Origin of the sequence: Phenylobacterium sp. (assembly GCF_030645195.1) — a bacterium.
In the GTDB taxonomy this organism is placed as follows: domain Bacteria; phylum Pseudomonadota; class Alphaproteobacteria; order Caulobacterales; family Caulobacteraceae; genus Phenylobacterium.
This window is the reverse complement of sequence record NZ_JAUSLW010000089.1, coordinates 1-22,579: the sequence shown is the minus strand read 5'-3', so window position 1 is coordinate 22,579 and position 22,579 is coordinate 1. Positions and strand designations below refer to the sequence as shown.

At 69.2% G+C, this 22,579-nt stretch carries 26 protein-coding genes, 1 tRNA gene and 1 pseudogene; 14 read left to right on the top strand and 14 right to left on the bottom strand.

Annotated elements, in window-relative coordinates:
* Window positions 1-8: 8 nt before the first annotated feature.
* The 3 genes from hslU to hslV all read right to left on the bottom strand — a co-directional run bounded on the left by hslU (window position 9) and on the right by hslV (window position 2,972).
* A complete protein-coding gene (gene hslU, locus Q7T09_RS08040; RefSeq protein WP_304699060.1) occupies window positions 9-1,313 on the bottom strand; it encodes an ATP-dependent protease ATPase subunit HslU in 1,305 nt (434 codons plus the stop codon).
* A 46-nt stretch (window positions 1,314-1,359) separates the two neighbouring features.
* Window positions 1,360-2,202 (bottom strand): DUF4440 domain-containing protein, encoded by an 843-nt coding sequence (locus tag Q7T09_RS08035; protein ID WP_304699059.1) that lies wholly within the window; start codon window positions 2,200-2,202, stop codon window positions 1,360-1,362.
* Between the two features lie 185 nt (window positions 2,203-2,387).
* Window positions 2,388-2,972 (bottom strand): ATP-dependent protease subunit HslV, encoded by a 585-nt coding sequence (gene hslV / locus Q7T09_RS08030; RefSeq protein WP_370689219.1) that lies wholly within the window; start codon window positions 2,970-2,972, stop codon window positions 2,388-2,390.
* A gap of 11 nt (window positions 2,973-2,983) precedes the next feature.
* Between hslV and Q7T09_RS08025 the strand changes: the two genes are divergently transcribed.
* The gene (locus tag Q7T09_RS08025) at window positions 2,984-3,724 is read left to right on the top strand and encodes a molybdopterin-synthase adenylyltransferase MoeB (RefSeq protein ID WP_304699056.1); all 741 of its coding nucleotides are present in this window, start codon (window positions 2,984-2,986) and stop codon (window positions 3,722-3,724) included.
* A gap of 3 nt (window positions 3,725-3,727) precedes the next feature.
* Here the strand turns inward: Q7T09_RS08025 and Q7T09_RS08020 are convergent, their stop codons facing one another.
* On the bottom strand, window positions 3,728-4,714 hold the full coding sequence (locus Q7T09_RS08020) for a D-glycerate dehydrogenase (RefSeq protein ID WP_304699055.1): 987 nt from the start codon (window positions 4,712-4,714) through the stop codon (window positions 3,728-3,730).
* Between the two features lie 113 nt (window positions 4,715-4,827).
* On the opposite strand from Q7T09_RS08020, the gene Q7T09_RS08015 reads away from it, so the two are divergent.
* The 5 genes from Q7T09_RS08015 to Q7T09_RS07995 all read left to right on the top strand — a co-directional run bounded on the left by Q7T09_RS08015 (window position 4,828) and on the right by Q7T09_RS07995 (window position 8,472).
* Window positions 4,828-5,343 carry an SH3 domain-containing protein gene (locus Q7T09_RS08015; RefSeq protein WP_304699054.1) on the top strand — a complete coding sequence of 172 codons (516 nt, stop codon included), beginning with the start codon at window positions 4,828-4,830 and terminating at the stop codon, window positions 5,341-5,343.
* Between the two features lie 65 nt (window positions 5,344-5,408).
* Window positions 5,409-5,918, top strand: coding sequence for a 3-hydroxyacyl-[acyl-carrier-protein] dehydratase FabA (gene fabA, locus Q7T09_RS08010; RefSeq protein ID WP_304699099.1), 510 nt, complete (start codon window positions 5,409-5,411; stop codon window positions 5,916-5,918).
* Between the two features lie 32 nt (window positions 5,919-5,950).
* Window positions 5,951-7,162 (top strand): beta-ketoacyl-ACP synthase I, encoded by a 1,212-nt coding sequence (gene fabB, locus Q7T09_RS08005; RefSeq protein ID WP_304699052.1) that lies wholly within the window; start codon window positions 5,951-5,953, stop codon window positions 7,160-7,162.
* A gap of 9 nt (window positions 7,163-7,171) precedes the next feature.
* Window positions 7,172-7,645: a GNAT family N-acetyltransferase gene (locus tag Q7T09_RS08000; RefSeq protein WP_304699050.1), complete on the top strand. Its 474-nt coding sequence runs from the start codon at window positions 7,172-7,174 to the stop codon at window positions 7,643-7,645.
* Between the two features lie 11 nt (window positions 7,646-7,656).
* Window positions 7,657-8,472 carry an enoyl-ACP reductase gene (locus tag Q7T09_RS07995; RefSeq protein ID WP_304699049.1) on the top strand — a complete coding sequence of 272 codons (816 nt, stop codon included), beginning with the start codon at window positions 7,657-7,659 and terminating at the stop codon, window positions 8,470-8,472.
* Between the two features lie 6 nt (window positions 8,473-8,478).
* On the opposite strand, the gene Q7T09_RS07990 is transcribed toward Q7T09_RS07995, so the two are convergent.
* The 3 genes from Q7T09_RS07990 to Q7T09_RS07980 are packed head-to-tail and all read right to left on the bottom strand — an operon-like array spanning window position 8,479 to window position 11,822.
* Window positions 8,479-9,087 (bottom strand): TetR/AcrR family transcriptional regulator, encoded by a 609-nt coding sequence (locus Q7T09_RS07990; RefSeq protein WP_304699048.1) that lies wholly within the window; start codon window positions 9,085-9,087, stop codon window positions 8,479-8,481.
* Window positions 9,087-10,700: a DHA2 family efflux MFS transporter permease subunit gene (locus Q7T09_RS07985; RefSeq protein ID WP_304699047.1), complete on the bottom strand. Its 1,614-nt coding sequence runs from the start codon at window positions 10,698-10,700 to the stop codon at window positions 9,087-9,089. The genes Q7T09_RS07990 and Q7T09_RS07985 overlap by 1 nt, the downstream gene beginning before the upstream one ends.
* Window positions 10,701-10,709: 9 nt before the next feature.
* A complete protein-coding gene (locus Q7T09_RS07980; RefSeq protein WP_304699046.1) occupies window positions 10,710-11,822 on the bottom strand; it encodes an HlyD family secretion protein in 1,113 nt (370 codons plus the stop codon).
* A gap of 171 nt (window positions 11,823-11,993) precedes the next feature.
* On the opposite strand from Q7T09_RS07980, the gene Q7T09_RS07975 reads away from it, so the two are divergent.
* Complete coding sequence (locus tag Q7T09_RS07975) at window positions 11,994-13,247, top strand: UbiH/UbiF/VisC/COQ6 family ubiquinone biosynthesis hydroxylase (protein ID WP_304699045.1); 1,254 nt, start codon at window positions 11,994-11,996, stop codon at window positions 13,245-13,247.
* On the opposite strand, the gene Q7T09_RS07970 is transcribed toward Q7T09_RS07975, so the two are convergent.
* Window positions 13,244-14,005 (bottom strand): class I SAM-dependent methyltransferase, encoded by a 762-nt coding sequence (locus Q7T09_RS07970; RefSeq protein WP_304699044.1) that lies wholly within the window; start codon window positions 14,003-14,005, stop codon window positions 13,244-13,246. The two genes, Q7T09_RS07975 and Q7T09_RS07970, sit on opposite strands and share 4 nt — an antisense overlap.
* A 242-nt stretch (window positions 14,006-14,247) precedes the next feature.
* On the opposite strand from Q7T09_RS07970, the gene Q7T09_RS07965 reads away from it, so the two are divergent.
* A complete protein-coding gene (locus Q7T09_RS07965) occupies window positions 14,248-14,784 on the top strand; it encodes a hypothetical protein (protein WP_304699043.1) in 537 nt (178 codons plus the stop codon).
* Here the strand turns inward: Q7T09_RS07965 and Q7T09_RS07960 are convergent.
* The 4 genes from Q7T09_RS07960 to Q7T09_RS07945 all read right to left on the bottom strand — a co-directional run bounded on the left by Q7T09_RS07960 (window position 14,781) and on the right by Q7T09_RS07945 (window position 17,156).
* Complete coding sequence (locus Q7T09_RS07960; RefSeq protein WP_304699042.1) at window positions 14,781-14,981, bottom strand: Trm112 family protein; 201 nt, start codon at window positions 14,979-14,981, stop codon at window positions 14,781-14,783. The genes Q7T09_RS07965 and Q7T09_RS07960 overlap by 4 nt on opposite strands.
* Before the next feature lie 10 nt (window positions 14,982-14,991).
* Window positions 14,992-15,672 (bottom strand): LON peptidase substrate-binding domain-containing protein, encoded by a 681-nt coding sequence (locus Q7T09_RS07955; RefSeq protein ID WP_304699041.1) that lies wholly within the window; start codon window positions 15,670-15,672, stop codon window positions 14,992-14,994.
* Window positions 15,669-16,565, bottom strand: coding sequence for a co-chaperone YbbN (locus Q7T09_RS07950; protein WP_304699040.1), 897 nt, complete (start codon window positions 16,563-16,565; stop codon window positions 15,669-15,671). Before Q7T09_RS07950 ends, Q7T09_RS07955 begins: the two co-directional genes overlap by 4 nt.
* Window positions 16,566-16,634: 69 nt before the next feature.
* On the bottom strand, window positions 16,635-17,156 hold the full coding sequence (locus tag Q7T09_RS07945; protein WP_304699039.1) for a prolyl-tRNA synthetase associated domain-containing protein: 522 nt from the start codon (window positions 17,154-17,156) through the stop codon (window positions 16,635-16,637).
* Window positions 17,157-17,236: 80 nt separating this feature from the next.
* Between Q7T09_RS07945 and Q7T09_RS07940 the strand changes: the two genes are divergently transcribed.
* The 4 genes from Q7T09_RS07940 to Q7T09_RS07925 all read left to right on the top strand — a co-directional run bounded on the left by Q7T09_RS07940 (window position 17,237) and on the right by Q7T09_RS07925 (window position 20,130).
* A complete protein-coding gene (locus tag Q7T09_RS07940) occupies window positions 17,237-17,983 on the top strand; it encodes a DUF6065 family protein (protein WP_304699038.1) in 747 nt (248 codons plus the stop codon).
* 108 nt (window positions 17,984-18,091) lie between these two features.
* Window positions 18,092-18,166 (top strand) — tRNA-Gly (locus tag Q7T09_RS07935).
* Window positions 18,167-18,261: 95 nt separating this feature from the next.
* Window positions 18,262-18,591, top strand: coding sequence for a DUF6481 family protein (locus tag Q7T09_RS07930; RefSeq protein ID WP_304699037.1), 330 nt, complete (start codon window positions 18,262-18,264; stop codon window positions 18,589-18,591).
* A 99-nt stretch (window positions 18,592-18,690) separates the two neighbouring features.
* Window positions 18,691-20,130, top strand: a complete 1,440-nt coding sequence (locus Q7T09_RS07925) for a class I adenylate-forming enzyme family protein (RefSeq protein WP_304699036.1) — start codon at window positions 18,691-18,693, stop codon at window positions 20,128-20,130.
* Between the two features lie 7 nt (window positions 20,131-20,137).
* Here Q7T09_RS07925 and Q7T09_RS07920 read toward each other — a convergent pair whose 3' ends face one another.
* Window positions 20,138-20,344: a KTSC domain-containing protein gene (locus Q7T09_RS07920; RefSeq protein ID WP_304699035.1), complete on the bottom strand. Its 207-nt coding sequence runs from the start codon at window positions 20,342-20,344 to the stop codon at window positions 20,138-20,140.
* 131 nt (window positions 20,345-20,475) lie between these two features.
* Between Q7T09_RS07920 and Q7T09_RS07915 the strand changes: the two genes are divergently transcribed.
* Window positions 20,476-20,883, top strand: a complete 408-nt coding sequence (locus Q7T09_RS07915; RefSeq protein WP_304699033.1) for an MAPEG family protein — start codon at window positions 20,476-20,478, stop codon at window positions 20,881-20,883.
* A gap of 13 nt (window positions 20,884-20,896) precedes the next feature.
* Here the strand turns inward: Q7T09_RS07915 and Q7T09_RS07910 are convergent, their stop codons facing one another.
* Window positions 20,897-21,667, bottom strand: a complete 771-nt coding sequence (locus Q7T09_RS07910) for a sulfite exporter TauE/SafE family protein (protein ID WP_304699032.1) — start codon at window positions 21,665-21,667, stop codon at window positions 20,897-20,899.
* Window positions 21,668-22,303: 636 nt separating this feature from the next.
* On the opposite strand from Q7T09_RS07910, the pseudogene Q7T09_RS07905 reads away from it, so the two are divergent.
* Window positions 22,304-22,579: pseudogene (locus tag Q7T09_RS07905) on the top strand (hypothetical protein); the annotation flags it as partial.

Below are 22,579 nucleotides of genomic sequence, written 5' to 3'. Positions count from 1 at the left end.
CCGCTCCGCTAAAGAATGAACCGCGAGAGATCCGCGTCCTTGGCCAGGTCGCCGACGTGGGCCTTCACGTAGGGCGCGTCGATGCTGATGGCCTCGCCCGAGCGATCCGAGGCGGTGAAGCTGATCTCCTCCAGCACCTTTTCCAGGATGGTCTGCAGCCGCCGCGCGCCGATATTCTCCACCGAGCCGTTCACCGCCACGGCGGCGTCGGCCAGCGCATCTATCGCCTCGGCGGTGAAGGTGAGCGTCACCCCCTCGGTGGCCAGCAGGGCCTGGTGCTGAACGATCAGGTTGGCCTCGGGCTCGGTGAGGATGCGGCGCATGTCGTCGCGGGTCAGCGCCTTCAGCTCCACCCGGATGGGCAGCCGGCCCTGCAGCTCGGGCAGCAGGTCCGAGGGCTTGGCCACGTGGAAGGCGCCCGAGGCGATGAACAGCACGTGGTCGGTCTTCACCGGCCCATGCTTGGTCGACACGGTGGTGCCCTCGATCAGGGGCAGCAGATCGCGCTGCACCCCCTCGCGGGAGACGTCGGCACCGCCGGAGCGCTCGCGGCTGGTGGCCACCTTGTCGATCTCGTCGAGGAAGACGATCCCCTGGTTCTCGGCCAGCTCTATGGCCTCCTGGGTCAGGGCTTCCTGGTCTAGCAGCTTGTCGCTCTCCTCCTGAATCAAGGGAGAGTGGGCTGCAGCAACGGTGGTCTTGTGGGTCTTGGTCCGCCCGCCGAAGGCCTTGCCCATCATCTCGCCGAGATTGAGCATGCCCATCTGGGCGCCGGGCTGGCCGGGGATTTCAAACATGCCCGCGCCGCCGGTGTCGGCCAGGGTCAGCTCCACCTCCTTGTCGTCCAGCTCGCCGGTCCGCAGCTTCTTGCGGAAGCTCTCGCGGGCGGCGGTGGAGCCGGGGCCGGTCAGGGCGTCGAGGATGCGCTCCTCGGCGGCGGCCTCGGCCTTGGCGCGGACGGCGGCGCGGCGCTTTTCGCGCACCATGCCGAGCGAGATCTCCACCAGATCGCGGACGATCTGGTCGACGTCGCGGCCGACATAGCCGACCTCGGTGAACTTGGTGGCCTCCACCTTCAGGAAGGGGGCCTGGGCCAGGCGCGCCAGCCGCCGGGCGATCTCGGTCTTGCCCACCCCGGTGGGGCCGATCAGCAGGATGTTCTTCGGCGTCACCTCGTCCCGCAGGGCCTCAGGCACCCGGCGGCGGCGCCAGCGGTTGCGCAGGGCCACAGCCACGGCCTTCTTGGCCTCGGGGTGACCGACGATGAAGCGGTCGAGTTCGGAGACGATTTCGCGCGGTGAGAATTCGGTCATGCCGGCCTTAGATAGGTACGGATCGGCTCGTTCAAGCCCGCCGGGGCTAGCTCTTCGGCGGCGAGGCCAGGATCTCGTCGAAGACCAGGACCCAGCCCTCGGGCCGCAGCTGCCAGATCCGCACATAGTGGCCCTGGCGGTCCTTGCCGTCCCGCACCCAGGCCGCCTCGCCATAGGTCCAGGCGAGATCCCCGGCCGCCGAGGCCTCGCCCCCCAGGGTCGGGCCGAAGGTCATCTGGGCCGGGCGGGTGGCCAGTTCGGCGGCCTGTGCGGCCGGGCCATTGCCGGGGGCGGCCGGCGAGCCCACCACCCGGCCGTCGGCGGCCAGCACCGCCTTGTAGGCGCTGGCCGTGTCGGTCCTGGCCGCGGCGTTCAGGGCCGCCTCGGCCTCGCGGACATCGGCGAAGGCGGCCTCGGGATATTTCCCCTTGGTGGTCGAGACCGGCAGATAGGCCGGCGGCGAGCCCTGGGGCGGGGCGCCGGCGGTGCTGGAGGGCGCGCCGCCGTCGAAGATCCATTTCCAGCCGCCGTCGGCCTGTTTCTTCCAGACGGTGAAATAATATGCGCCAGGCTTGCCGTCATAGGTGGAGGGGCCGGTGGTGAAGCCGAGGTCGCCGGACCGCGCGATCCCCGCCCACAGGGGCCACCAGACCAGGGGCGGGCCGCCCTGGTCGGCGGGGCGCTTGGGGAAGGTCTCGTGCACCTTGCGGACATCGGGGGCGAACAGGATCGCCTCGGGGGCCGCGTGCCTGAGGAACGAATCGCGGATGCCGAGCGCCAGGCCGTCGACGGCGAAGGCCCGCTCGGCGGCCACCACCGGGGCGGGGTCGGCGGCCAGGGCCGGGGTGGCGGCCAGCGCCAGCAGGGCGAAGAGGGCGGCTCTGATCACGGCGGGAATCCTTGGATAGTCGCCCTGCAACTAAGCTCCGCCACCGCGCCCTCTCAAGTGAAGGATTGGACATCCACACCCGTCATCCCGGGCGAGCGCAGCGAAGACCCGGGACCCAGGGCCGCGCGCCCCGCCCCTGGGTCCAGGCTCTGCGGCCCTGACGGGCCTTGGCCGGGATGACGGCCTTAGAGGGTTTCGACCGTCAGATTGCCGTTGGTGTAGACGCAGATCCTGGCGGCGATCCCCATGGCCCGGCGAGCCAGGTCCTCGGCGCCGCGGTCGGTCTCCATGAGGGCCAGGGCCGCGGCCAGCGCATAGTTGCCGCCCGAGCCGATGGCCGCCACCCCGGTTTCCGGCTCCAGGACGTCGCCGGCCCCGGTGACGGTGAAGATATTATCCTTGTCGGCCACCAGCAGCATGGCCTCCAGCCGCCGCAGATAGCGGTCGGTGCGCCAGTCCTTGGCCAGGTCCACGCAGGCCCGGGCCAGCTGGTCGGGATACTGCTCCAGCTTGGCCTCCAGCCGCTCGATCAGGGTGAGCGCGTCGGCGGTGGCGCCGGCGAAGCCCGCGATCACCTTGCCGCCGGCCAGGGTGCGGACCTTGCGGGCGTTGCCCTTGACGATGGTCTGGCCCATCGACACCTGTCCGTCGCCGGCGATGACGGTCTGTCCGTCCTTGCGCACGGCTAGGATGGTGGTCCCATGCCAGTCGGGGAAGCTTGTCTTGTCAGCTGGTGTCATGCTGGCCGATGTGAGCAGGCGAAGGGTCAAGGTCAAGGACGATGAGTTTTTCCGACGACGAGGTCGAGCGCTACGCCCGCCATCTGGTGCTGCGCGAGGTGGGGGGGCCGGGCCAGCAGCGCCTGAAGGCCGCCCGGGTGCTGATCGTGGGCGCCGGCGGCCTGGGCGCGCCGGCCGCCCTCTACCTGGCCGCCGCCGGGGTCGGGACCCTGGTCCTGGCCGATCCCGACAGGGTCGACGTCTCCAACCTGCAGCGGCAGGTGATCTACACGCAAGGCGATGTCGGCCGCTGCAAGGTCGAGGCCGCCGCCGATCGCCTGAAGGCCCTCAATCCCCACGTCCATATCGAGCGGGTCCCGGTGGCGCTCGAAGAGGCCAACGCCCGGGCCCTGGTGCGCGGCTGCGACCTGGTGCTGGACGGCACCGACGACTTCGCCACCCGCTTCGCTGTCAACGCCGCCTGCGTGGCCGAGCACGTGACCCTGGTCTCCGGCGCCATCGGCCGCTGGACCGGCCAGGTGGGCGTCTTCCGCCGCGCCCCCTGCTACCGCTGCCTGGTGCCTGAGATCCCGCCCGAGGCCGAGACCTGCTCGGCCGTCGGGGTGGTGGGGGCGCTGGCCGGGGTCATCGGCTCGATGATGGCGCTGGAGGCCATCAAGGTCCTCACCGGGGCCGGCGATCCCCTGGCCGGCCGGCTGCTGATCTATGACGCCCTCTCGGCCGAGACCCGCACCGTGAAGATCGGCCCCGACCCGGAGTGCGAGGTCTGCGGCGGGGGTTAGGCCCTACAGCATCGAGGTCAGCACCCGGTCGGGCGGCTTGTGGCCGTCCATCCAGGTCTTGATATTGATGATCACCTTCTCGCCCATCTCGGTGCGGGCCTCCACCGTGGCCGAGCCGAGGTGGGGCAGGAGGACGGCGTTGGGGAGCTTGAGCAGCTTGGGATTGATGGCCGGTTCGAACTCGAAGACGTCCAGGCCCGCCCCGCCGATCTCGCCCTTGGCCAGCTGATCGGCCAGGGCGCCCTCGTCGATGATCTCGCCGCGGGCGGTGTTCACCAGGATGGCGTGGGGCTGCATCAGCTTCAGCCGGCGCGCCGAGAGCAGGTGATAGGTGGCCGGGGTGTGCGGGCAGTTGACCGAGATGATGTCCATCCGGGCCAGCATCTGGTCGAGGCTCTCCCAGTAGGTGGCCTCCAGGTCCTCGGCGATGCGCGGGCTGACCGGCTTGCGGTTGTGGTAGTGGATCTGCATGCCGAAGGCCTTGGCCCGGCGCGCCACGGCCTGGCCGATGCGGCCCATGCCGATAATTCCTAACCGTTTCCCGGAAATCCGCCGCCCCATCATCCAGGTGGGCGCCCAGCCGGTGAAGCCCCCGGCCTGGGCGACATTGGCGCCCTCCACGATGCGGCGGGAGACCGCCATCATTAAAGCCAGCGTAAGGTCGGCCGTGTCCTCGGTGAGCACGCCCGGCGTGTTGGTGACGCTGATCCCCCGGGCGTTGGCGGCGGCCACGTCGATATGGTCCACGCCGGCCCCGAAATTGGCGATCAGCTTCAGCTGCTCCCCGGCCTGGGACAGGATGTCGGCGTCCAGCTTGTCGGTGATGGTGGGGACGATGACGTCGGCGCTCTTCACCGCCGCGATCAGGGCTGTGCGGTCCAGGGGCTCGTCAGTGAGGTTGAGCTGGGTGTCGAACAGCTCGCGCAACCGTGTCTCCACGGGATCCGGAAGCCTGCGCGTGACGATGACTTTGGGCTTTCGGGCGGGCATGGGCGGTTTCGCGGAACTCGAAAAAGGAGGTGCGGCGCGCGGGACTATGGCGCGTCGCGAGATGAACCTCTAGCAAAGGGCATATGAGCGGCCAAGGCGAGGCGGAAACGGCGATGGGCGCACGGGCGTGGGCGCCGCTTTTGACGGCGGTCCTGTTCTGGGCCCTGGGCGCGGCCCAGACCCTGGCGGCGGCGGAGCGTCAGACCCCCTCGGGCTTTCCGGTGCCGCGCTATGTTTCCTTGAAATTCAACGAGGTGAACGCCCGGTCCGGCCCCGGCGACGACCATCGCCTGCTCTGGGTCTATCACGCCCGCGACCTGCCGGTGCAGGTGGTGGCCGAGAACAGCGAGTGGCGCAGGATCTGCGATCCCGAGCACGGCATGGCCTGGGTGCACCGGCGCACCACCGACGGCCGCCGCACGGTGATGCGGATCAAGCCGACCCCGCTGGCCCTGCATGGCGGGCCCAAGGCCGGCGCTCCCGTGCACGCCATTTTGAACGCCCGGGCCCTGGCCGCGTTGGTCCGGTGCGACAGCCGGGGTTGGTGCAAGCTCCGGGTCGACGGCGTCTCGGGCTGGGCCCCGGCCGCCGAGCTCTGGGGAACCGACGACCGTCTGCAATGCCGTTGAGCGACGCGGCCGGCTCTGATAGGCCCTGACCCCTCTTTTGAAGCCGGAAGGCGAACTGCATGACCATGGGCGTGAAGGCCAAGGACAACTACAGCTTCGAAGATCTCATGGCGTGTGCGCGCGGTGAGATGTTCGGGCCGGGCAACGCCCAGCTTCCGGCGCCGCCGATGCTGCTGTTCGACCGCATGACCAAGATCACCGACGAAGGCGGCGATCACGGCAAGGGCTTCATCGAAGCCGAATTCGACATCAATCCGGGCCTCTGGTTCTTTGATTGCCACTTCATCGGCGACCCGGTCATGCCCGGCAGCCTGGGCCTGGACGCCCTGTGGCAGCTGGTGGGCTTCTATCTCGGCTGGATCGGCGGCAAGGGCCGCGGCCGCGCCCTGGGCTGTGGCGAGGTGAAGTTCGGCGGCGAGGTGACCCCGAACATCAAGAAGGTCACCTACAAGATTCAGATGAAGCGCGTCATCAACCGCCGTCTCGTCATGGGGATCGGCGATGGTGTGCTGGAAGCGGACGGCGTTCCTATCTACTGGGCGCAGGATCTCCGCGTCGGTCTCTACCAACGGTAAACGGTAAACGCCGTCTGGATTTGGGAGCAAACATGCGTCGCGTCGTCGTCACGGGTATCGGTATCGTCTCCTCCATTGGCGCCAACGCCAATGAGGTTCTCGCCTCGCTGCACGAGGCCAAGTCGGGCGTCTCCTTCGCGCCGGACTATGCGGAGCTCGGTTTCCGCAGCCAGGTCCAGGCCAAGCCCGACGTGGACTGGGAATCCATGGTGGACCGCCGCGCGGCCCGCTTCCTGGCCCAGGGCACCGGTTTCGCCCACATCGCCATGGAACAGGTGATCGCCGACTCCGGCCTCGAGGAGGCCGATGTCTCCAATGTGCGGACCGGCCTGATCGTCGGCTCCGGCGGCCCCTCGACCCGATCCATCATCGAGGCGGCCGAAACCGCCAAGACCCGCGGCCCCAAGCGGGTCGGCCCCTTCGCGGTGCCCAAGGCCATGAGCTCGGGCCCCTCGGCGACGCTCTCGACCTGGTTCAAGATCAAGGGCCTGAACTTCTCCATCTCCTCGGCCTGCGCCACCTCCACCCACTGCATCGGGGTCGGCTACGAGCAGATCCTGATGGGCAAGCAGGACGTGGTCTTCGCCGGCGGGACCGAGGAGCTCGACTGGACGCTGAGCGTGCTGTTCGACGCCATGGGCGCCATGAGCTCCAACTTCAACGAGACCCCGGCCGTGGCCAGCCGCGCCTATGACGCGGCCCGCGACGGCTTCGTGATCGCCGGTGGCGCGGGCATCGTGGCGCTGGAGGAGTACGAGCACGCCAAGGCCCGCGGGGCCAAGATCTATGGCGAGATCCTCGGCTACGCCGCCAATTCCGACGGCTTCGACATGGTCGCTCCCTCCGGCGAGGGCGCGGCGCGCTGCATGAACCTGGCCATGGCCGACCTCGGCGGCCGCAAGATCGACTATCTGAACCCCCACGGCACCTCGACCCCGGTGGGCGACCTCAAGGAGATGGAGGCCGTGCGCGCGGTCTTCGGGGACAAGGCGCCCTACATCTCCTCGACCAAGTCGCTGACCGGCCACAGCCTGGGGGCGGCCGGGGCCCAGGAGGCGATCTATTCGCTGCTGATGCTGGGCAACGGCTTCCTGGCCGAGAGCGCCCACATCGAGAACCTCGACCCCGCCTTCGCCGACCTGCCGATCCTGCGCAAGCGCCTGGACCAGCAGGTGGAGACGGTGATGTCCAACAGCTTCGGCTTCGGCGGCACCAACGGCTGCCTGGTGATGGGCCGGGTCTGATCGAGCGCGGTGGGAATCACCAAGGCCTCTGAACCTGTCTTCCGCCCCGCCCGCCGCGAGGACGTGGCGCGGATCGTCCAGTTGCTGGCAGACGATCCCCTGGGCGCCGGACGGGAGCGATTCGAGGCCCCCCTGCCCGAGGCCTACTACGCCGCCTTCGACCGCATCGAGGCCAGTGACGGTAATATCTTAACCGTCGCGGAGCTGGACGGAGTGGTGGTGGGCTGCCTGCAGATGACCTTCATCCCTGGCCTCTCCAACCGGGGGGCGGACCTGGCCCTCATCGAGGGGGTGCGGGTGGACATGTCCTTGCGCAGCCAGGGCCTGGGCGCCCGGCTGATCGCGGACGCGCTGGACGCCGCCCGGGCGCGCGGCTGCCAGGCCGTGGAGCTCTTCACCCACAAGAGCCGCGCCGACGCCCACCGGTTCTATGACCGGCTGGGGTTCGAGCAGAGCCACGTGGGCTACCGGATCAAGCTGTAGAGGAGGCGATCGTGGCCGAGGACTATGACCTGCCCAAGGGCGACCTGATGAAGGGCAAGAAGGGGGTCGTCATCGGCGTGGCCAACCACCAGTCCATCGCCTGGGGCATCGCCGCCCAGCTGGCCGCCCAGGGCGCGGAGCTGGCCTTCCTGCACCTGCCGGGCATGGAGCGCCGGGTCCAGCCGCTGGCCGACTCCATCGGGGTCAAGACCGTCCTGCCGGCGGACGTCACCGACGACGCCCAGATGGACCAAGCCTTCACCGGGGTCGAGGCGGCCCTGGGGACCCTCGACTTCTTCGTCCACTCCATCGCCTTCGCCCCCCGCGACGAGATCAAGGGCTCCTTCGTGGAGAACACCACCCGGGCGGGCTTCCTCCAGGCCATGGACATCTCGGTCTACAGCTTCGTCGACTGCGCCCGGCGGGCCTCCCGGTTGATGCCGAACGGCGGCTCGATCATCTGCATGACCTATCTGGGCGCCGAGCGGGTGATCCCCAACTACAACACCATGGGGGTGGCCAAGGCGGGCCTGGAGGCGGCCACCCGCTACGCCGCCCGCGACCTGGGCCCCGCCAAGATACGGGTCAACGCCATCTCCGCCGGCGCCATGCGCACCCTGTCGCTCGCCGGCATCGCCGGGGGCCGCGAGAAACTCTCCCAGGGTCGGGTGATGTCGGCGCTGAAGGAGGACACCTCCATGGAAGGGGTGGCCGGGACGGCGCTGTGGCTGTTGTCGGACCTCGGCCGTTCCACCACCGGCGAGGTGGTCCATGTCGACGCTGGCTTCCACATGATCGGCCTGCCCGACGATTTCGGGGCGGAGTAGGTCTGTTCAGACTCCGTAAGCCCGTAGGAAGCGCCGCGCCGCCTCGGCGGCGATGTGGTCGATCTGGGGTTCAGTGAGGCCCCGGTCCACCCCCAGCAGCTCGGACAGCTGGTAGGTGCCGGCCACCATGCCGCCGAAGAACTCCGCGGCCTGGGCCGGATCGTCCACCGCCAGCCGGCCAGCGGCGGTCTCGCGGGCCAGGAAGGCGGCCAGGCGGGCGCGGGAGGCCTTGGGCCCGGCCTCGAAGACGGCGCGCGCCACGTCGGGCGCCTCGGTGGCGCCCTGGATGTAGAGGCGCATCAGGGCGCTGGCCCGCGGGTTGACCAGGGCCCGCAGCATGATCCGGGCGTAGCTGGCCAGGGCCTCCTCCGGATGCTCGTCGGCGCCGGGCATCTCCAGGGGGGCGGTGATGTCGGCCACCCGGCGGTCCACCAGGGCCGCGATCAGCTCGGCCTTGGAGCCGTAGTGATTGTAGATGGTCTGCTTGGAGACGCGGGCCCGCCGGGCGATCTCCTCCATGGAGGCCGAGAGGCCGCGCTCCGACAGCACCTGTATGGCGGCGTCGAGGATGGCCTCGCCCTTGGCCAGGTCGATCTGTCCGGCGATCCTGGGCATCAGCGGCCTCCGCCGCCTGGGGGCGGCGTGGCCGGGGCCGGGCGGGCCAGCAGGGTCAGGACGATGGCGACGACGCAGCCGGCGGTGAGGAACATGAAGACGTCGGCGAAGGCCATGACCAGGGCCTGACGGCGCAGCATCCCGCCCATCAGCTTGCGCATCCCGCCCTCGGGATCCAGGGCGCCGGAGGCCTGCATCATCCCCGAGAGCTGGGTCATCATCTCCTGGGCCTCAAGGCTGCTGCTGTTCAGCGAGGCCGACAGCTCGGCCAGGTGGACGGCGCTCATATGGGCCAGGATGGTGGTCACCATCGCCAGGCCCACGGCCCCGCCGATGTTGCGGATCAGGTTCAGCAGCCCCGAGCCGTCCTTCATCAGGTGCAGGGGCAGGGTGGAGATGCTCATCTGGGAGGCGGCGATCATGGCGATCATCGCCCCCAGGCCGCGGCAGACCTGTAGCACCAGGAACTCGTTGAAGCCCCAGTCGGGGCCCACGTGGATGCCCTGGCCCAGGCCCACTCCCACCATGCTGAATCCCAGCACCAGGCTAATCCGCAGGTCCATGAGCCGGATCACCCGCCCGGCGATCGGGGCGGCCAGGAACATGGCCAGGCCGGAGACCAGCATGGTGGTGCCCACCTGCCCGGGGGAATAGCCCCGGACCTGGGCCAGGTAGAGGGGCAGGACAAAGGTTCCAGAATAGAGGCTCATCCCCGACACGAAGTTCATCACGCTGCCGAGCGCGAAGTTGCGGTCGGTGAAAGGGGCGAGGGAGACGATGGGCTGGCGATAGGCGAGTTGCCGCCATGTGAAGGCCGCGCCGGCCAGCACCGACAGGACGGTGAGCCAGAGGATCTTGTCGTCCTTCAGCCAGCCGTCGCCGGCGCCTTCCTCCAGCACGTACTGCATGGTGAGCAGGAAGACGGCCATCAGGGCCAGGCCCGTCCAGTCGATCCCCTTGGCCAGCGAAGGGTCGCCCTTGTCGAAATTGGCGAAGCGCCCGACCAGGAACAGGGCCAGCAGGCCCGGGATGATGTTGACATAGAACAGCCACCGCCAGCCCAGGGCTTCGGTCAGGTGACCGCCCACCGTCGGGCCGATGGTGGGCGCCAGGGTGACGATCAGGCCCACCACCACGTTTGCGGTCACCCGGCGCTCGATCGGGAAGACGGTCATGGCCGCGGCGAAGACCTGGGGGATCATGGCGCCGCCCGCCAGACCCTGCAGGGCTCGGGTGACGATCATCATCTCGAAGGTGGTCGAGAGGCCCGTGAGGATCGAGGCAACGATGAAGCAGGCCGTGGCCGCCATGAAGAAGGGCCGCGTGCCCCACATCTTCGAGAAGTAGGCGGTCAACGGGATCATCACCACCTCGGCCAGGAGGTAGATGGTCTGCACCCAGCTGATCTCGTCGGCGCTGGCGCCGACGCCGGCCTGGATTTCGGCCAGGGAGGAGGCGACGATCTGGACGTCGAGCACGGCCATGAACTGGCCGATCACCATGCCGCCGAAACCCAGGAAGACCTTCAGCCAGTCGATCTCGCCGGACTTGGTCAGGTGGCCGCCGGGGGGCGCCGGCGCTGGGGGACGGTCGATGGCGGCGACGTCGGCCACGGCGGGCGCCTAGCGCGAGACGCCGCGGCGGGCGAGCTCGGTCGAGGGCGCGGTGGGCGCGGTGTCGGCGAAGCCGAGGCCGGTGTCCTTGCGCACGTCGACCTTGACCTCCACCGACAGGCCCGGCCGCAGGGCGCCGGCCAGGGGCTCCTTGGAATCGACGGCGATCTTCACCGGCAGGCGCTGGGCGATCTTGGTGAAGTTGCCCACGGCGTTCTCCACCGGGATCAGGGCGAACTCCGAGCCCGTCGCCGGGGCGAAGGAGTCGATATGGCCCCGGATGGTCTGTTTTCCGAAGGCGTCGGCGCGGATCTCCACCGGCTGGCCGATGCGCAGGCGCGAGACCTGGGTCTCCTTGAAATTGGCCACCACATAGGCCTGGCCGAGCGGCACGACGCTCATCAGCGCCATGCCCGGGCGCACGTACTGGCCCGGACGCACGGCCTTGGCGCCCACAACGCCGGCGACTGGCGCGCGGATCTCGGTGCGCGAGACATCGATGCGGGCGGTCTCCACCGCCGCGTGGGCGGCCTGGGCCTGGGCCAGGGTCTGGGCGCGGGCCGAGCCCAGGGCCTCGGCGGTGCGGCGCTCGGCTTCCAGGGTGGCCTGGGCCTGGGCGACGCCGGCGGCGGCGGTGCCGGCCGCGGCCTTGGCCGACTGGGCCCGCTGGGGAGAGACCCAGCCCTGCTTGGCGAGCGCGCCGTAGCGCTCGAGCTCGGCCGTGGCCATCTGGGCCTGGGCGTGGGCGGACTCCACCCCGGCCGCCTTCTGGGCGATCATGGCGCTCTCCAGGGCCGACTTGTCGTCGACCCCGCGGACGGCGGCGTCGAGGGCCGCGGCGTTGGCGATGGCCTGGGCCAGTTTGGCCTGGGCGGCGGCGGCGTCCAGCCGCACCACCACCTGGCCGGCGGCGACCCTCTGGTTGTCCTCCACCAGGACCTGCGCGACATAGCCGTCCACCTGCGGGGCCACGGTCACCTTGTCGGCGGCGATGAAGGCGTTGTCGGTGGACTCATAGCGCTGCTTGTTGGTCCACCAGACCCCCCCTCCGACGATCAGGACCACCGCCACCACGCCGCCCACGACGAGGGGTCCACGTCGGATATTGGGCAGGATGGCCATCGGCGGGGCTCCCCAGGCGCGCGAGTTTCGAAAACTAGACCCGAGGGTCCAAAAAACAGCAGACAGGGGGCCGGGGGCCTTGGCAACGGATAAATCGACGCGGCCGCCCAAAAAACCGGCGGAAGGGTTCTGGGACTGGACGCCTCGGCCCTATCGTCGGCATATCGGCCCATGAGCGAGACCTTCGACGCCGACGTCATCATCGCCGGGGCCGGCATGGCCGGGGCCACCCTGGCGCTCGCCCTGAAACAGGGCGGCCTGACCCCGATCCTGATCGACCCCATCGTCTTTGACGCCCAGCTGGCGCCGACCTTCGACGGCCGCTCCTCGGCCATCGCCTATGCGAGTTTCCGACAGTGGCGGGCGCTCGGCCTGGCCCAGGACATCGAGCCCCACGCCCAGCGGATCGAGCAGATCCTGGTGACCGACGGCCGCAGCCCCGGCGCCTCGGCCGGCAAGCCCTCGCCCTTCTACCTGCGCTTCGACTCCGCCGAGATCGCCGATCGCTCCGACGGTGAGCCCCTGGGCTATCTGCTGGAGAACCGCCGTTCCCGCGCCGCCCTGGCCGCGGCGGTGGAGAAGGCCAAGATCACCGTCCTGGCCCCGGCCCGGGTGGCCCAGGTCAGCTTCGATACCGACCGCGCCCGGGTCACCCTGGAGGATGGCCGCGTCCTGACCGCGCCCCTGGTGGTGGGCGCCGAGGGGCGCGCCTCGGTGGTCCGCGCCGCCGCCGGGATCGGTTCCCTTGGCTGGGCCTACGCCCAGACCGGCGTGGTGGCCACCGTCAAGCTGGCGCGTCCGCACGAGGGCGTGGCCCACGAATATTTCCTGCCCGGCGGCCCCTTCGCCATCCTGCCGCTCACCGAGGACCGGGCGAGCCTGGTCTGGACCGAACCCACCGCCAAGGCGGCGGCGCTGAAGTCCGCCCGGCCGGAGGTCTTCCACGCCCACCTGCAACGCCGGTTCGGCGCCCTGCTGGGGAAGGCCCAGGTGATGGGCCAGGTCTTCACCTATCCTCTGTCCCTGCAGCTGGCCGAGCGGATGTGCGCCCCGCGCGCCGCCCTGCTGGGGGACGCCGCCCACGGCATCCATCCCATCGCCGGCCAGGGCCTGAACCTGGGCCTCAAGGGCGCCGCGGCCTTGGCGCAGGTGCTGGTGGACGCCGCGCGGCTGGGGGAGGATATCGGCTCGGAGCTGGTGCTGGAGCGCTACGCCCGCTGGCGGCGGTTCGACAACATCTCGGTGGTGGCGGCCTGCGACCTCTTCGTGCGGCTGTTCTCCAACGACAATCCCCTGCTGCGCCTGGCGCGGGGCGCGGGCATGGCGGCGGTCAACGGCATCGGCCCCGCCCGCCGGTTCTTCATGAACGACGCGGGCGGAGCCCTGGGGGACCTGCCCCGGCTGCTGCGGGGCGAGGCGCTTTAGGTCGGCCGACGGGCCTCGAAGTTGAGGATGCCGTCCCCGGCCTTGGGCGCGCGGCCGGGCCGATAGTTGGCGCTCACGGCGATGTCTGTGAAGCCGGTGGCGGCCAGCGCCATCTGGAACTCCCGCACCCCCCAGACCCGGTAGGCGAAGAGCTCGAGCTGGCTCTCCAGCAGCCGGCCATCGCGCCACCTCTCATAGGTGTCGTGATTGACCCGCCTCTGGCCGACGGGGTCGGTCTCCACCCGCTGGGAGTTGAGGCGCAGCAGGTCGCCATTGGCGGCGGTCCAGCTGCGCACCCCGCCGGCGGCCTCGAAGAAGCTCATGGGGGGCAGGTCGATCAACAGAAGGCCGCCGGGGGCCAGGGCGTCGCGGAAACGCGCCAGCACCGCCAGGGCCTCGTCGAAATCGTCCACCAGCATGAAGGAGCTGGCCGGCACGATGATCGCCGCGAAAGCCCGGTCGAAGGCGAAGTCCTGGAACCTCGCCTGGGCCAGCGCCGGCGCCAGGCCGCGGGCCTGGGCGTTGTGACGGCAGACCGCCAGCATGTCGGCCGAATGGTCGAAGCCCGCCATGTCCAGGCCCGCCTCCAGGAGGGGGATGAACAGGCGGCCGGTTCCCAGGGCGGCCTCCAGGACGGGGCCGTCCAGGCCCTTCAGGCGGCTCTGGTAGTAGGGGATGTCGAACAGGGAGCCCACCGGCTTGTCGAGGTCGTAGATCTCCGCGCAGAGGCTTCCGTAGCGGTTGAGGGTGTCGGTCATGATGTCTCGTCGTCGCGAGTGTCAGGCATGCGCCAGGGTCCGCTCAGGGCGGCCGGGGCGCGCGAAAACCTGCGGACGCTGGAAGGGGCGCTAGGCGCCCGGGGCGGTCCGCGTGGACGAACGAGCCTTCATGAAACCGCCTCCCGATCTGAAGATGAGGCCGCGACGGTGCGCGGGCGGGCGGGGCCTGTCAATTGCGCCGCCACGCCGTCCTCGCTATCCGGTGGCGAGGGGAGGGGACCATGACCGCGCGGCGCATCCACATCGTCGGGGCCTCGGGGTCGGGGACCACGACCCTCGGCGCCGCCTTGGCCAGAGCCCTGAGCGTGGCCCACCATGACAGCGACACCTTCTTCTGGCTGCCCACCGAGCCGCCCTTCACCACCCAGAGACCGCAGCCCGAGCGGCTTGCGATGCTCAAGGCCGCCGTGCCGGAGGGCGAATCCTGGGTGCTGTCCGGCTCCCTGTTGTCCTGGGGCGTGGAGGTGGTCGACCGGTTCGACCTGGTGGTCTTCCTCTATCTCGATCCCGAGATCCGCATGGCGCGCAGCCTGGTCCGTGAACGCGCCCGCTATGGCGACCGGATCCTGCCCGGCGGCGACATGCACGAAATCCACGTGAAGTTCGTGACCTGGTCGCGGGGCTATGACGACGGCTCGAACGGCGGTCGCAGCCTACCCAGCCACCGGGCCTGGCTCTCGACCCTGACCTGTCCGATCCTGGAGATCAGCGACGCGCCCACGGTGGAGGAGAGCGTGCGCCGGGTGCTGGCGGCCTAATCCGCGATCTCGCGGGCCTCTTCCGGCAGCATGATCGGCACCCCGTCGCGGATGGGGTAGGCGAGGTTGGCCGACCTGGAGACCAGTTCGCCCTTGTCGCGATCATAGGTCAGGGGTCCGTGGGTCACCGGGCAGACCAGTATCTCCAGCAGGCGCGGGTCGATCTCGACGGTGAGGGCGGGGAGGGGTTCGGTCATGACGCCATCCCTACTGCACGGAATGGCCGGCGTCATCGCCGTTATCCAGGGCGTCGATCTCCAGCAGGGTGGTGAGTGCGTCCACCCGCTCGATGAGGGTCGGCGCCTCCAGCAGGGCCTGCTTCTCCAGGGGCTCGAAGGGCAGGCCCATGGCCAGGCTGGTGACCAGGCTCTCCAGGGGCGCGGTCTCGGCGGTGTCCCAGTCGATGTCCAGTTCGCGGCGATTCAGGTACTTTTTCAGCGCCTTGGCGAACCGCTTGCGGTCGAATTCGTCGGGATCGACCTCCTCGTCGGCCAGGTCCCCGAAGAAGGGGGCAAACGCGGTGCGCACCTGGCGATAGGGCGTCTTGACCGGCAACTCTTCCCCGGCCTCGAACCGGCACACTCCGGTCAGCGTGATCAGATAGGTGCCGTCGGAGGTCTCGTTGAAGCTGGTTATGCGTCCGGCGCAGCCGACATGGGCCAGGTTGGGCCGGGAGCGCTCGCCGCCGGACCTCGTCTGGACCATGCCGATCATGCGGTCGCCGGCCATGACGTCGTCCACCAGGTTCAGGTAGCGCGGCTCGAAGATCCGCAGGGGCAGCTCGCCGCCCGGCAGCAGCATGGCGCCGTCCAGGGGAAAGACCGGGATCACCTGCGGCAGGTCGCCGGGGCTCTGGTAGCCGCCCGGGACGGCGCGCTCGCCCTTCATGAGAACAGGATCGACGACAGCCGCCGCCTCCCGGACCGGGCCACGTCGGAGCCGGGCCCCGCGGCCTCGAAGATGGTGATCAGCTGCTTGCGGGCCGCCTCGTCGTTCCAGGCGCGGTCGGCCTCGATGATCTTCAGCAGGTGATCGGACGCCGCCTCCCAGGCGCCGCGGCCGGCGAGCGCCGTGGCGATCTCGTAGCGGGCCTCGTGGTCATTGGCGTTGGCGGCCAGGCGCCTTTCCAGGTCCGAGGTCTCTTCCGGCGCGGCGTCGGCCAGGGCCAGGGCGGCGCGCACGCTGTCCAGGTCGGGGTCCTTGGCGCCCTCGGGCGCCAGGTCGGCGATCTCGCGGGCCTTCTCGGCGTCGCCGCCCTGCAGATAGACCCGGGCCAGGCCCCCCAGGGCCTTGGCGTTGGTGGGATCGCCCTGCAGCACCTGGGCGAAGGCCTGGGCCGCGCCGCCCATGTCGCCGAGTTCCAGGGACTCCTTGGCCATGGCCAGCAGCTCGTCGGTCTCGTTGGCCGGCGCCTGGCCGGCGATGCGGTCGACAAACTGCTTCACCTGGCTGTCGGGCAGGGCGCCCATGAAGCCGTCGATGGGCTTGCCGCCGGAAAAGGCGAAGACCGCCGGAATCGACTGCACCCGCAGCTGGCCGGCGTACTGGGGGTGCTGGTCGATGTCGATCTTCACCAGCTTCACCTTGCCCTTGGCCGCCAGCACCGCCTTTTCGATGGAGGGACCGAGTTGTTTGCAGGGGCCGCACCAAGGCGCCCAGAAGTCGACGATCACCGGGGTGGTCTTCGACGCCTCGATCACGTCGGCCATGAAGCCCGCGTCGCTGCCGTCCTTGATGAGGTCGCCGCCGGCGCCCGGCGCGGTTTCACCGATGAGGGTCATGGTCTGCAGTCTTTCCCGTCCGGGGGTTGAACGTCTCGACGCCTAAAATGGTCCCAAGCGGCCCGCGCTTCAACGGACGAAACCATCCTCGACCACGCGCAGGTCCGTGAAATCCACGACCAGGGGCGTAATCCCCAGGGCCTGGAAGAACCGCCGCAGCCCCGCCGGGCTCACCGTGGTGGTGGCGGTATTGGTGAGAGGATGAAAATTTACCCGTTCGGCCTCGGCGAGCGCCCGGTCCAGGACGAAGGTCACCCGGCGCTCGACATCGTTGGCCAGGGCGAAGGCGGTGACCGAGCCCGGCGTCACCCCAAGCGTCTCGACCATCAGCTCGGCGCTGCCGAAGGAGAGCCTGGCCGAGCCGATCACCGGGTGCAGGCGCTTGAGGTCGATCACCGTGGTGTCCTGGGCCGAAATCAGCCACAGCCGGCCCTTGGCGTCCTTCAGGAACAGGTTCTTGCTGTGGGCGCCTTCGATGCCGTGCTTGACCGCCTCGCCCTCGCCGACCCGGAACACCGCCTCGTGCTCGGTGGTGGCGTGGTCGATCCCGTGGGCGTCGAAAAAGGCGATCAGGTCGGGGCGAGTCAGCATGTGACCTGATTAGCGAACTGGACGCGGGCGCGACAGGCTGGCTAGACCAGAACCCTGGTCACTTGCGTTGAGAGCCCGCCATGGAACTTGAGTGCTACCCCACCGCCGAGCGCCCGCCGGAAATCGTGCCGGGCCGCCCGCAGCGGGCCTGGATGGATCACTTCGCCGAGCGTCACCCCTACCGGTGCCTGCCGCTGGCCATGGCCAACACCACCGGCTGGGAGATTCTCTGTCCCATGGCCTTCACCGCCGAATGGAACGGCGGCCTGCGGCAGGAGGACATCAAGCTCAAGACCGACCACCCGCACCCGGACTTCCACAACTTCGCCAAGAGCCACTTCAGCCATGGCGTCGTCACCTTCCATCCCGGCTACCTGTTCCGCACGCCGCCGGGCTGGTCGATGATCGCCCAGGGACCGCCCAACCACGTCAAGGACGGCATCCAGCCCCTGGCCGGCCTGGTGGAGACCGACTGGCTGCCCTTCCCCTTCACGATGAACTGGATCTTCACCCGGCCCGGCGTGGTGCGGTTCGAGAAGGGCGAGCCCTTCTGCTTCATCACGCTCACCCAGGACAAGGTGATCGCGGAGGTCCAGCCGGTGATCAAGTCGATGTCCCGAAATCCGGAACTGCGCGACCAGTACGACGTCTGGGAGAAGCATCGGGCGGAGTTCAACAAGAAGATCTTCCAGCTCGATCCGGAGGCCACCAGGGCGGCCTGGCAGCGCTACTACTTCAAGGGCGAGTTCCCGCCGGAGATCGAAAACGAGGCTCCCAAGGACCATGTGAACAAGCGCCGGCTCAAGGCGCCGCGCTTCATGGGTTGAGAAAGACGCCAATAGAGGCCAGCCCCGCTTGCCAAGCCCCGGACCCTCTGCCATAAGCCCGCTCTCGAATTTCGGGGCCTTTCCTCACGGGGATCGGTTTCACGGAGTGCGGGCGTAGCTCAGTGGTAGAGCACAACCTTGCCAAGGTTGGGGTCGAGAGTTCGAATCTCTTCGCCCGCTCCAGAAATTCGAACGATCCCGCAGGCCCGGCGTCCCTCCCCACCGGGGGAGGGGACGGCGAACCGGAACCGGGCCCTGAATTGGAACTTTGAGACCGCATGTTCGAACCCAAAGGCATGAAGCACGCCGACCGCCAGGCGACCTCCGCCGCGGCCAAGAAGGCGCTGCTGGAACGCTTCAAGCCCAAGCCCTCCGTCATCGATCCCAATATCGAGGCGCGCAAGAAGGCCGAGGCCGCCGAGCTGGAGGCCGTCCGCGCCGCCCGCAACGCCGAGCGTGAGACCAAGCGCGCCGCCGCCGCCGAGGCCGAGCGCCTGCGGCTGGAGGACGAGGCCATCACCCAGGAAGCCCGGGACCTGGATCTGCGCGCCAAGCAGAAGGAAGCCCGAGACCTCCGCTACGCCGCCCGCAAGCAGAAGCGGAAATAGGCGAGCGCCTCACGGCTCCCAGACGACCCGACGCCCGCTTCCCACCAGGACGCGGGCGCTTTTCTTTCCGACCTGCGCCGCCGCGCGTTGAGCCTCTGCATGTTCGAACAGCTTATCTCCTATCAGGCCGGGCAACAGCCCGATGGCGTGGCCCTGGTCCATGGCGAGGACAGCTTCACCTTCGGCCGCATGGCCGCCGACATCGGGCGTTGCGCGGCCTGGCTCGCCACCCTGGACCTGCCCCTGGACGCCCGGGCCCTGCTCAGCACACCCCACCCCTACCTGCACTGGGTGCTGACCTTCGCCCTGGAGCAGAGCGGCCTGGTGAGCGCTTCCAGCGCCGCGGTGGGCGACATTCCCCGCGATGTGGCCCTGCTGGAGCCCCAGGTGCTGTTCGCCAGTGTCCTGCCCGAGGGGCCCTTGAAGGTTCCCACCCACCGGATCGACCAGGCCTGGATCGACGCCCTGTGGGCCTACCCGCCCAGCTCGGCCCGGCGCCGGCGGCGGGGCAAGGACGATCCCTGCCGCATCATCGTCACCTCCGGCACCACCGGCTCGCCCAAGAAGATCCTGCTGACGCGGGAGGTGATCGACGTCCAGACCGGCGCCCTGCTGTTCAATCAGCTCTATGTCCGGCCGCGGTTGCGGGCGGCCGCCACGGTGGGCGCCGGGTCCATCGGCGGCCTGAAGACCAGCCTGCTCTGCTGGGCCCAGGGGGGGACCATGTGCCACCCTGGGCCCGGGACGGGCTGGGCCGGGGCCCTGGGCGCCCTGGACCTCAATCTGATCCGCCTGGCGCCGCATCATCTCCAGACCCTGCTGCGGGCCCTGCCCGACGACTTCGCCCCCATGCCCGATCTGATCGTCGGCGTGATCGGCGGATCGATCTCCAAGGCCCTGGCCGAGGAGACCCGCGTCCGGTTGAGCGGAAACATCGTCGTCAACTACGGGTCCACTGAGGCCGGGGCCACGGCGCTGGGCCGGCTGACCGACATGGAGGGCGCGGAGGACGCCGCGGGCTTCGTCTGCCCCTGGGCGGAGGTGCAGATCGTGGGGCCGGACGGCGAGGTCCTGCCCCCCGGCCAGATGGGGGAAATCCGCATTGGCGGATCGGGCCTGGCGGGCGGCTACATGGACGACCCCGAAGCCACCGCGCAGATGTTCCGCGACGGGTGGTTCTGGCCGGGCGACCTGGGGATGATCGACGACCGCGGCCTGCTGCGGGTGGTGGGGCGGACCAATGACCTGATGAACGTCGGCGGCGCGAAGTTCCTCGCCTCGCGACTGGAGGCCCTGGTCCTGGCGGTGGAGGGGGTCTGCGACGCCGCGGCCTTCCTAGCCCCCGACGCTGACGGCCTGGACGCCCCCCACCTGGCCTATGTGGCCGCCGACGGCCTCGACCTGGCGCCCCTGACCCTGGTCTTCGAGCGGTCGCTCGGGCGGCAGGCGCGGCTGCTGCGAGTGGCGCAGGTTCCACGCAACGCCATGGGAAAGATTCAGCGCGACCGTCTGCGCCAGATGCTCGCCGCGGCGAACTGAGGCCCGGTCAGGCCTGGATCTTGTTGTAGGGGTACTGGTCGCGGATTTCGTAGGCGAAGAACTGGCCCTTGGAATCGGCGTCGATGAAGCTGCGGTGCACCTCGCCGGGCACGCCGACATAGACATACTCGTCCCCATCGTGAAACCGGACGAACAGCTTGGAGCGGTCCTCGTCGTAGCGGATATCGCTGATAGCGGCGGATTCGAACGGCATCGAGACCTCCAAAGTCTCCGTCGACGGACTAAAACACCGCGAGCCTGGGGGATGGTTCCCGCACGGCCCGACGCGTGTCACCCTGACGCGAACCGGCCACGACCTGGGCCAGAGGTATTTCGGGGGAAATCATGCAACCGCACTACGAAGTCGCCATCGTCACCATCGCGGCCCTGCTCGTCTATGTCTGGATGGGACTGCGGGTGGGAAAAGCCCGTCAAGTTTCCGGCATCGCCGCGCCGGCCATGCACGGCGACGCCCACCTGGAGCGCAACATCCGGGTCCACTACAACACCCTGGAGTGGCTGCCGATCTTCCTGGCCGGCCTGTGGTTGTTCGCCATCTACTGGGACGACCGCATCGCCGCCGCCGTGGGTGTGGTCTGGATCGTCGGACGCATCGTCTACGCCCTGGGCTACGTGGCCGATCCGGGCAAGCGGGAGGCGGGCTTCATGATCCAGGCGCTGGCCGCCGCCGTCCTGCTGTTCGGCGCGCTCGGCCGGGTCATCTGGGCCATGGTCCAGACTGGGACCGTCTGACGGCCCTTACCCCCTAGGCGAACAGCGCCCAGGCCTGCCAGAGGGAGAGGCCGGTCACCAGGGATCCGACGAGCCAGGTCAGGGCCCTGTGGGGCAGGACCTTGGTGGCCCAGCCGGCGACGGGGGCGGCCACCACCCCGCCGGCGATCAGGCCCACCACCGACCAGAGGTGGTCGGTCAGGCCCGTCGTCTCCCAGTGGCCGGTGACGAGCGCGGTGATGAAGGCCGCCGAGACGGCCACGGACATGAAGAACTCCGCGGCGTTGGTGGTGCCGATCGCCTGTCGAGGGTCGGCGCCGCCGCCCATCAGGGTTGAGGTGACCACCGGCCCCCAGCCGCCGCCGCCCACGGCGTCGAAGAAGCCGCCGGTGAGGCCGAGCGGGAAGGGCAGGCGCCAGGAGAACAGCTTGGGCCGGGCCTGCTTCCAGGCGCGGTAGAGGATCACCAGGCCCATCAGCCCCAGCCAGGCCACCACATAGGGCTTGATCACCTTCCCATCGATGGAGGTGAGCAGGTAGGTGCCGGCCACCCCGCCCAGCACCCCGCCGGCCGACAGCAGCAGCAGCAGCCGCCAGCCGATGTTGCGGTGGTAGATGTGGCTGATGGCCGAGGCCGCCCCGGTGAACACCTTGGCGGCGTGGACGCTAGCCGAGGCGTTGGCGGGGCTGACCCCCAGGGTCAGCAGGACGGTGGAGCAGATCACCCCATAGGCCATGCCCAGGGCGCCGTCGACGAGTTGGGCGGCGAAGCCCACAGCGACGAACAGCCAGAATTCGGAACCCATGAGGTCGCCCCTTGTGCGAGGCCTGTGTGGCGCAAATTCCCCACTAGGGCATTGGGGATTAACTCGGGTCCCGCGCAAGTTTTCTGAAGGCGATGGGCGGCCCGGCGATGGGCCGCGTCGGCCGGCGCTCCGAATCAGGTCGCGGTGAACATTCCCGATCCTCTAGAAATTACACTCAATGTGGGGATAGTCTCGTGTTTTCAGTACGTTAAGATCACGACAAAACGTCCCAAACGCGCGACCGCGCCACCCCGTCCGCAAAAGTAGAGATGTGGGGCGAAGGCAGATTCGAACCTTGGCCATACCGCGGTAGGGCCAATGGCGATCCCGGATCAAGACCGCTGCTTCGCAATGAAAATGATGGAACTGGGGCTCGCCGCCCTCTGATCAAAGAGACCTGAGCGGCGGCTTTCTTGTGAAATGTAAAGTAGTGCCGCGATAAGTGGGTTTGCGCTCAATTGAGTTGTTCGGACTTCAGCAAAGAAAGCGTCCGACATATCCTAACAAGCCCTGCGCCGACCGGGGCCTTCACTACGAAAATTGGGCTAACTTGCTATCCCCTGTTCCCGTTCAGCCCAAAGGGGCGAGGGGAAAACGATGTTGCGACACCACAAGAGACTGCTGGCCGCAGGAGCGATGACGCTCGTGCTGGTGGCGCCAGTGGTCGGCCACGCCGATCCGGCCAAGGACCTGGCCGTGGCCGGCCGGGCCCTGACCTTCCTGGAGGGCGGACCCACGGGCAAGGCGGTTCTCGGGGTGGTCTTCGATCCCTCCAAGCCCGGCTCGGTGGCTGAGAAGAACGCCATCATGGCCGCGCTCGGCGCGGGCTATGCGGCCGGCGCCGTCACCCTGACGGGCAAGCCCATCGAAGCCTCCGCGGTCGGCGGCGCCAGCGGCGTCGCGGCCCTCTAT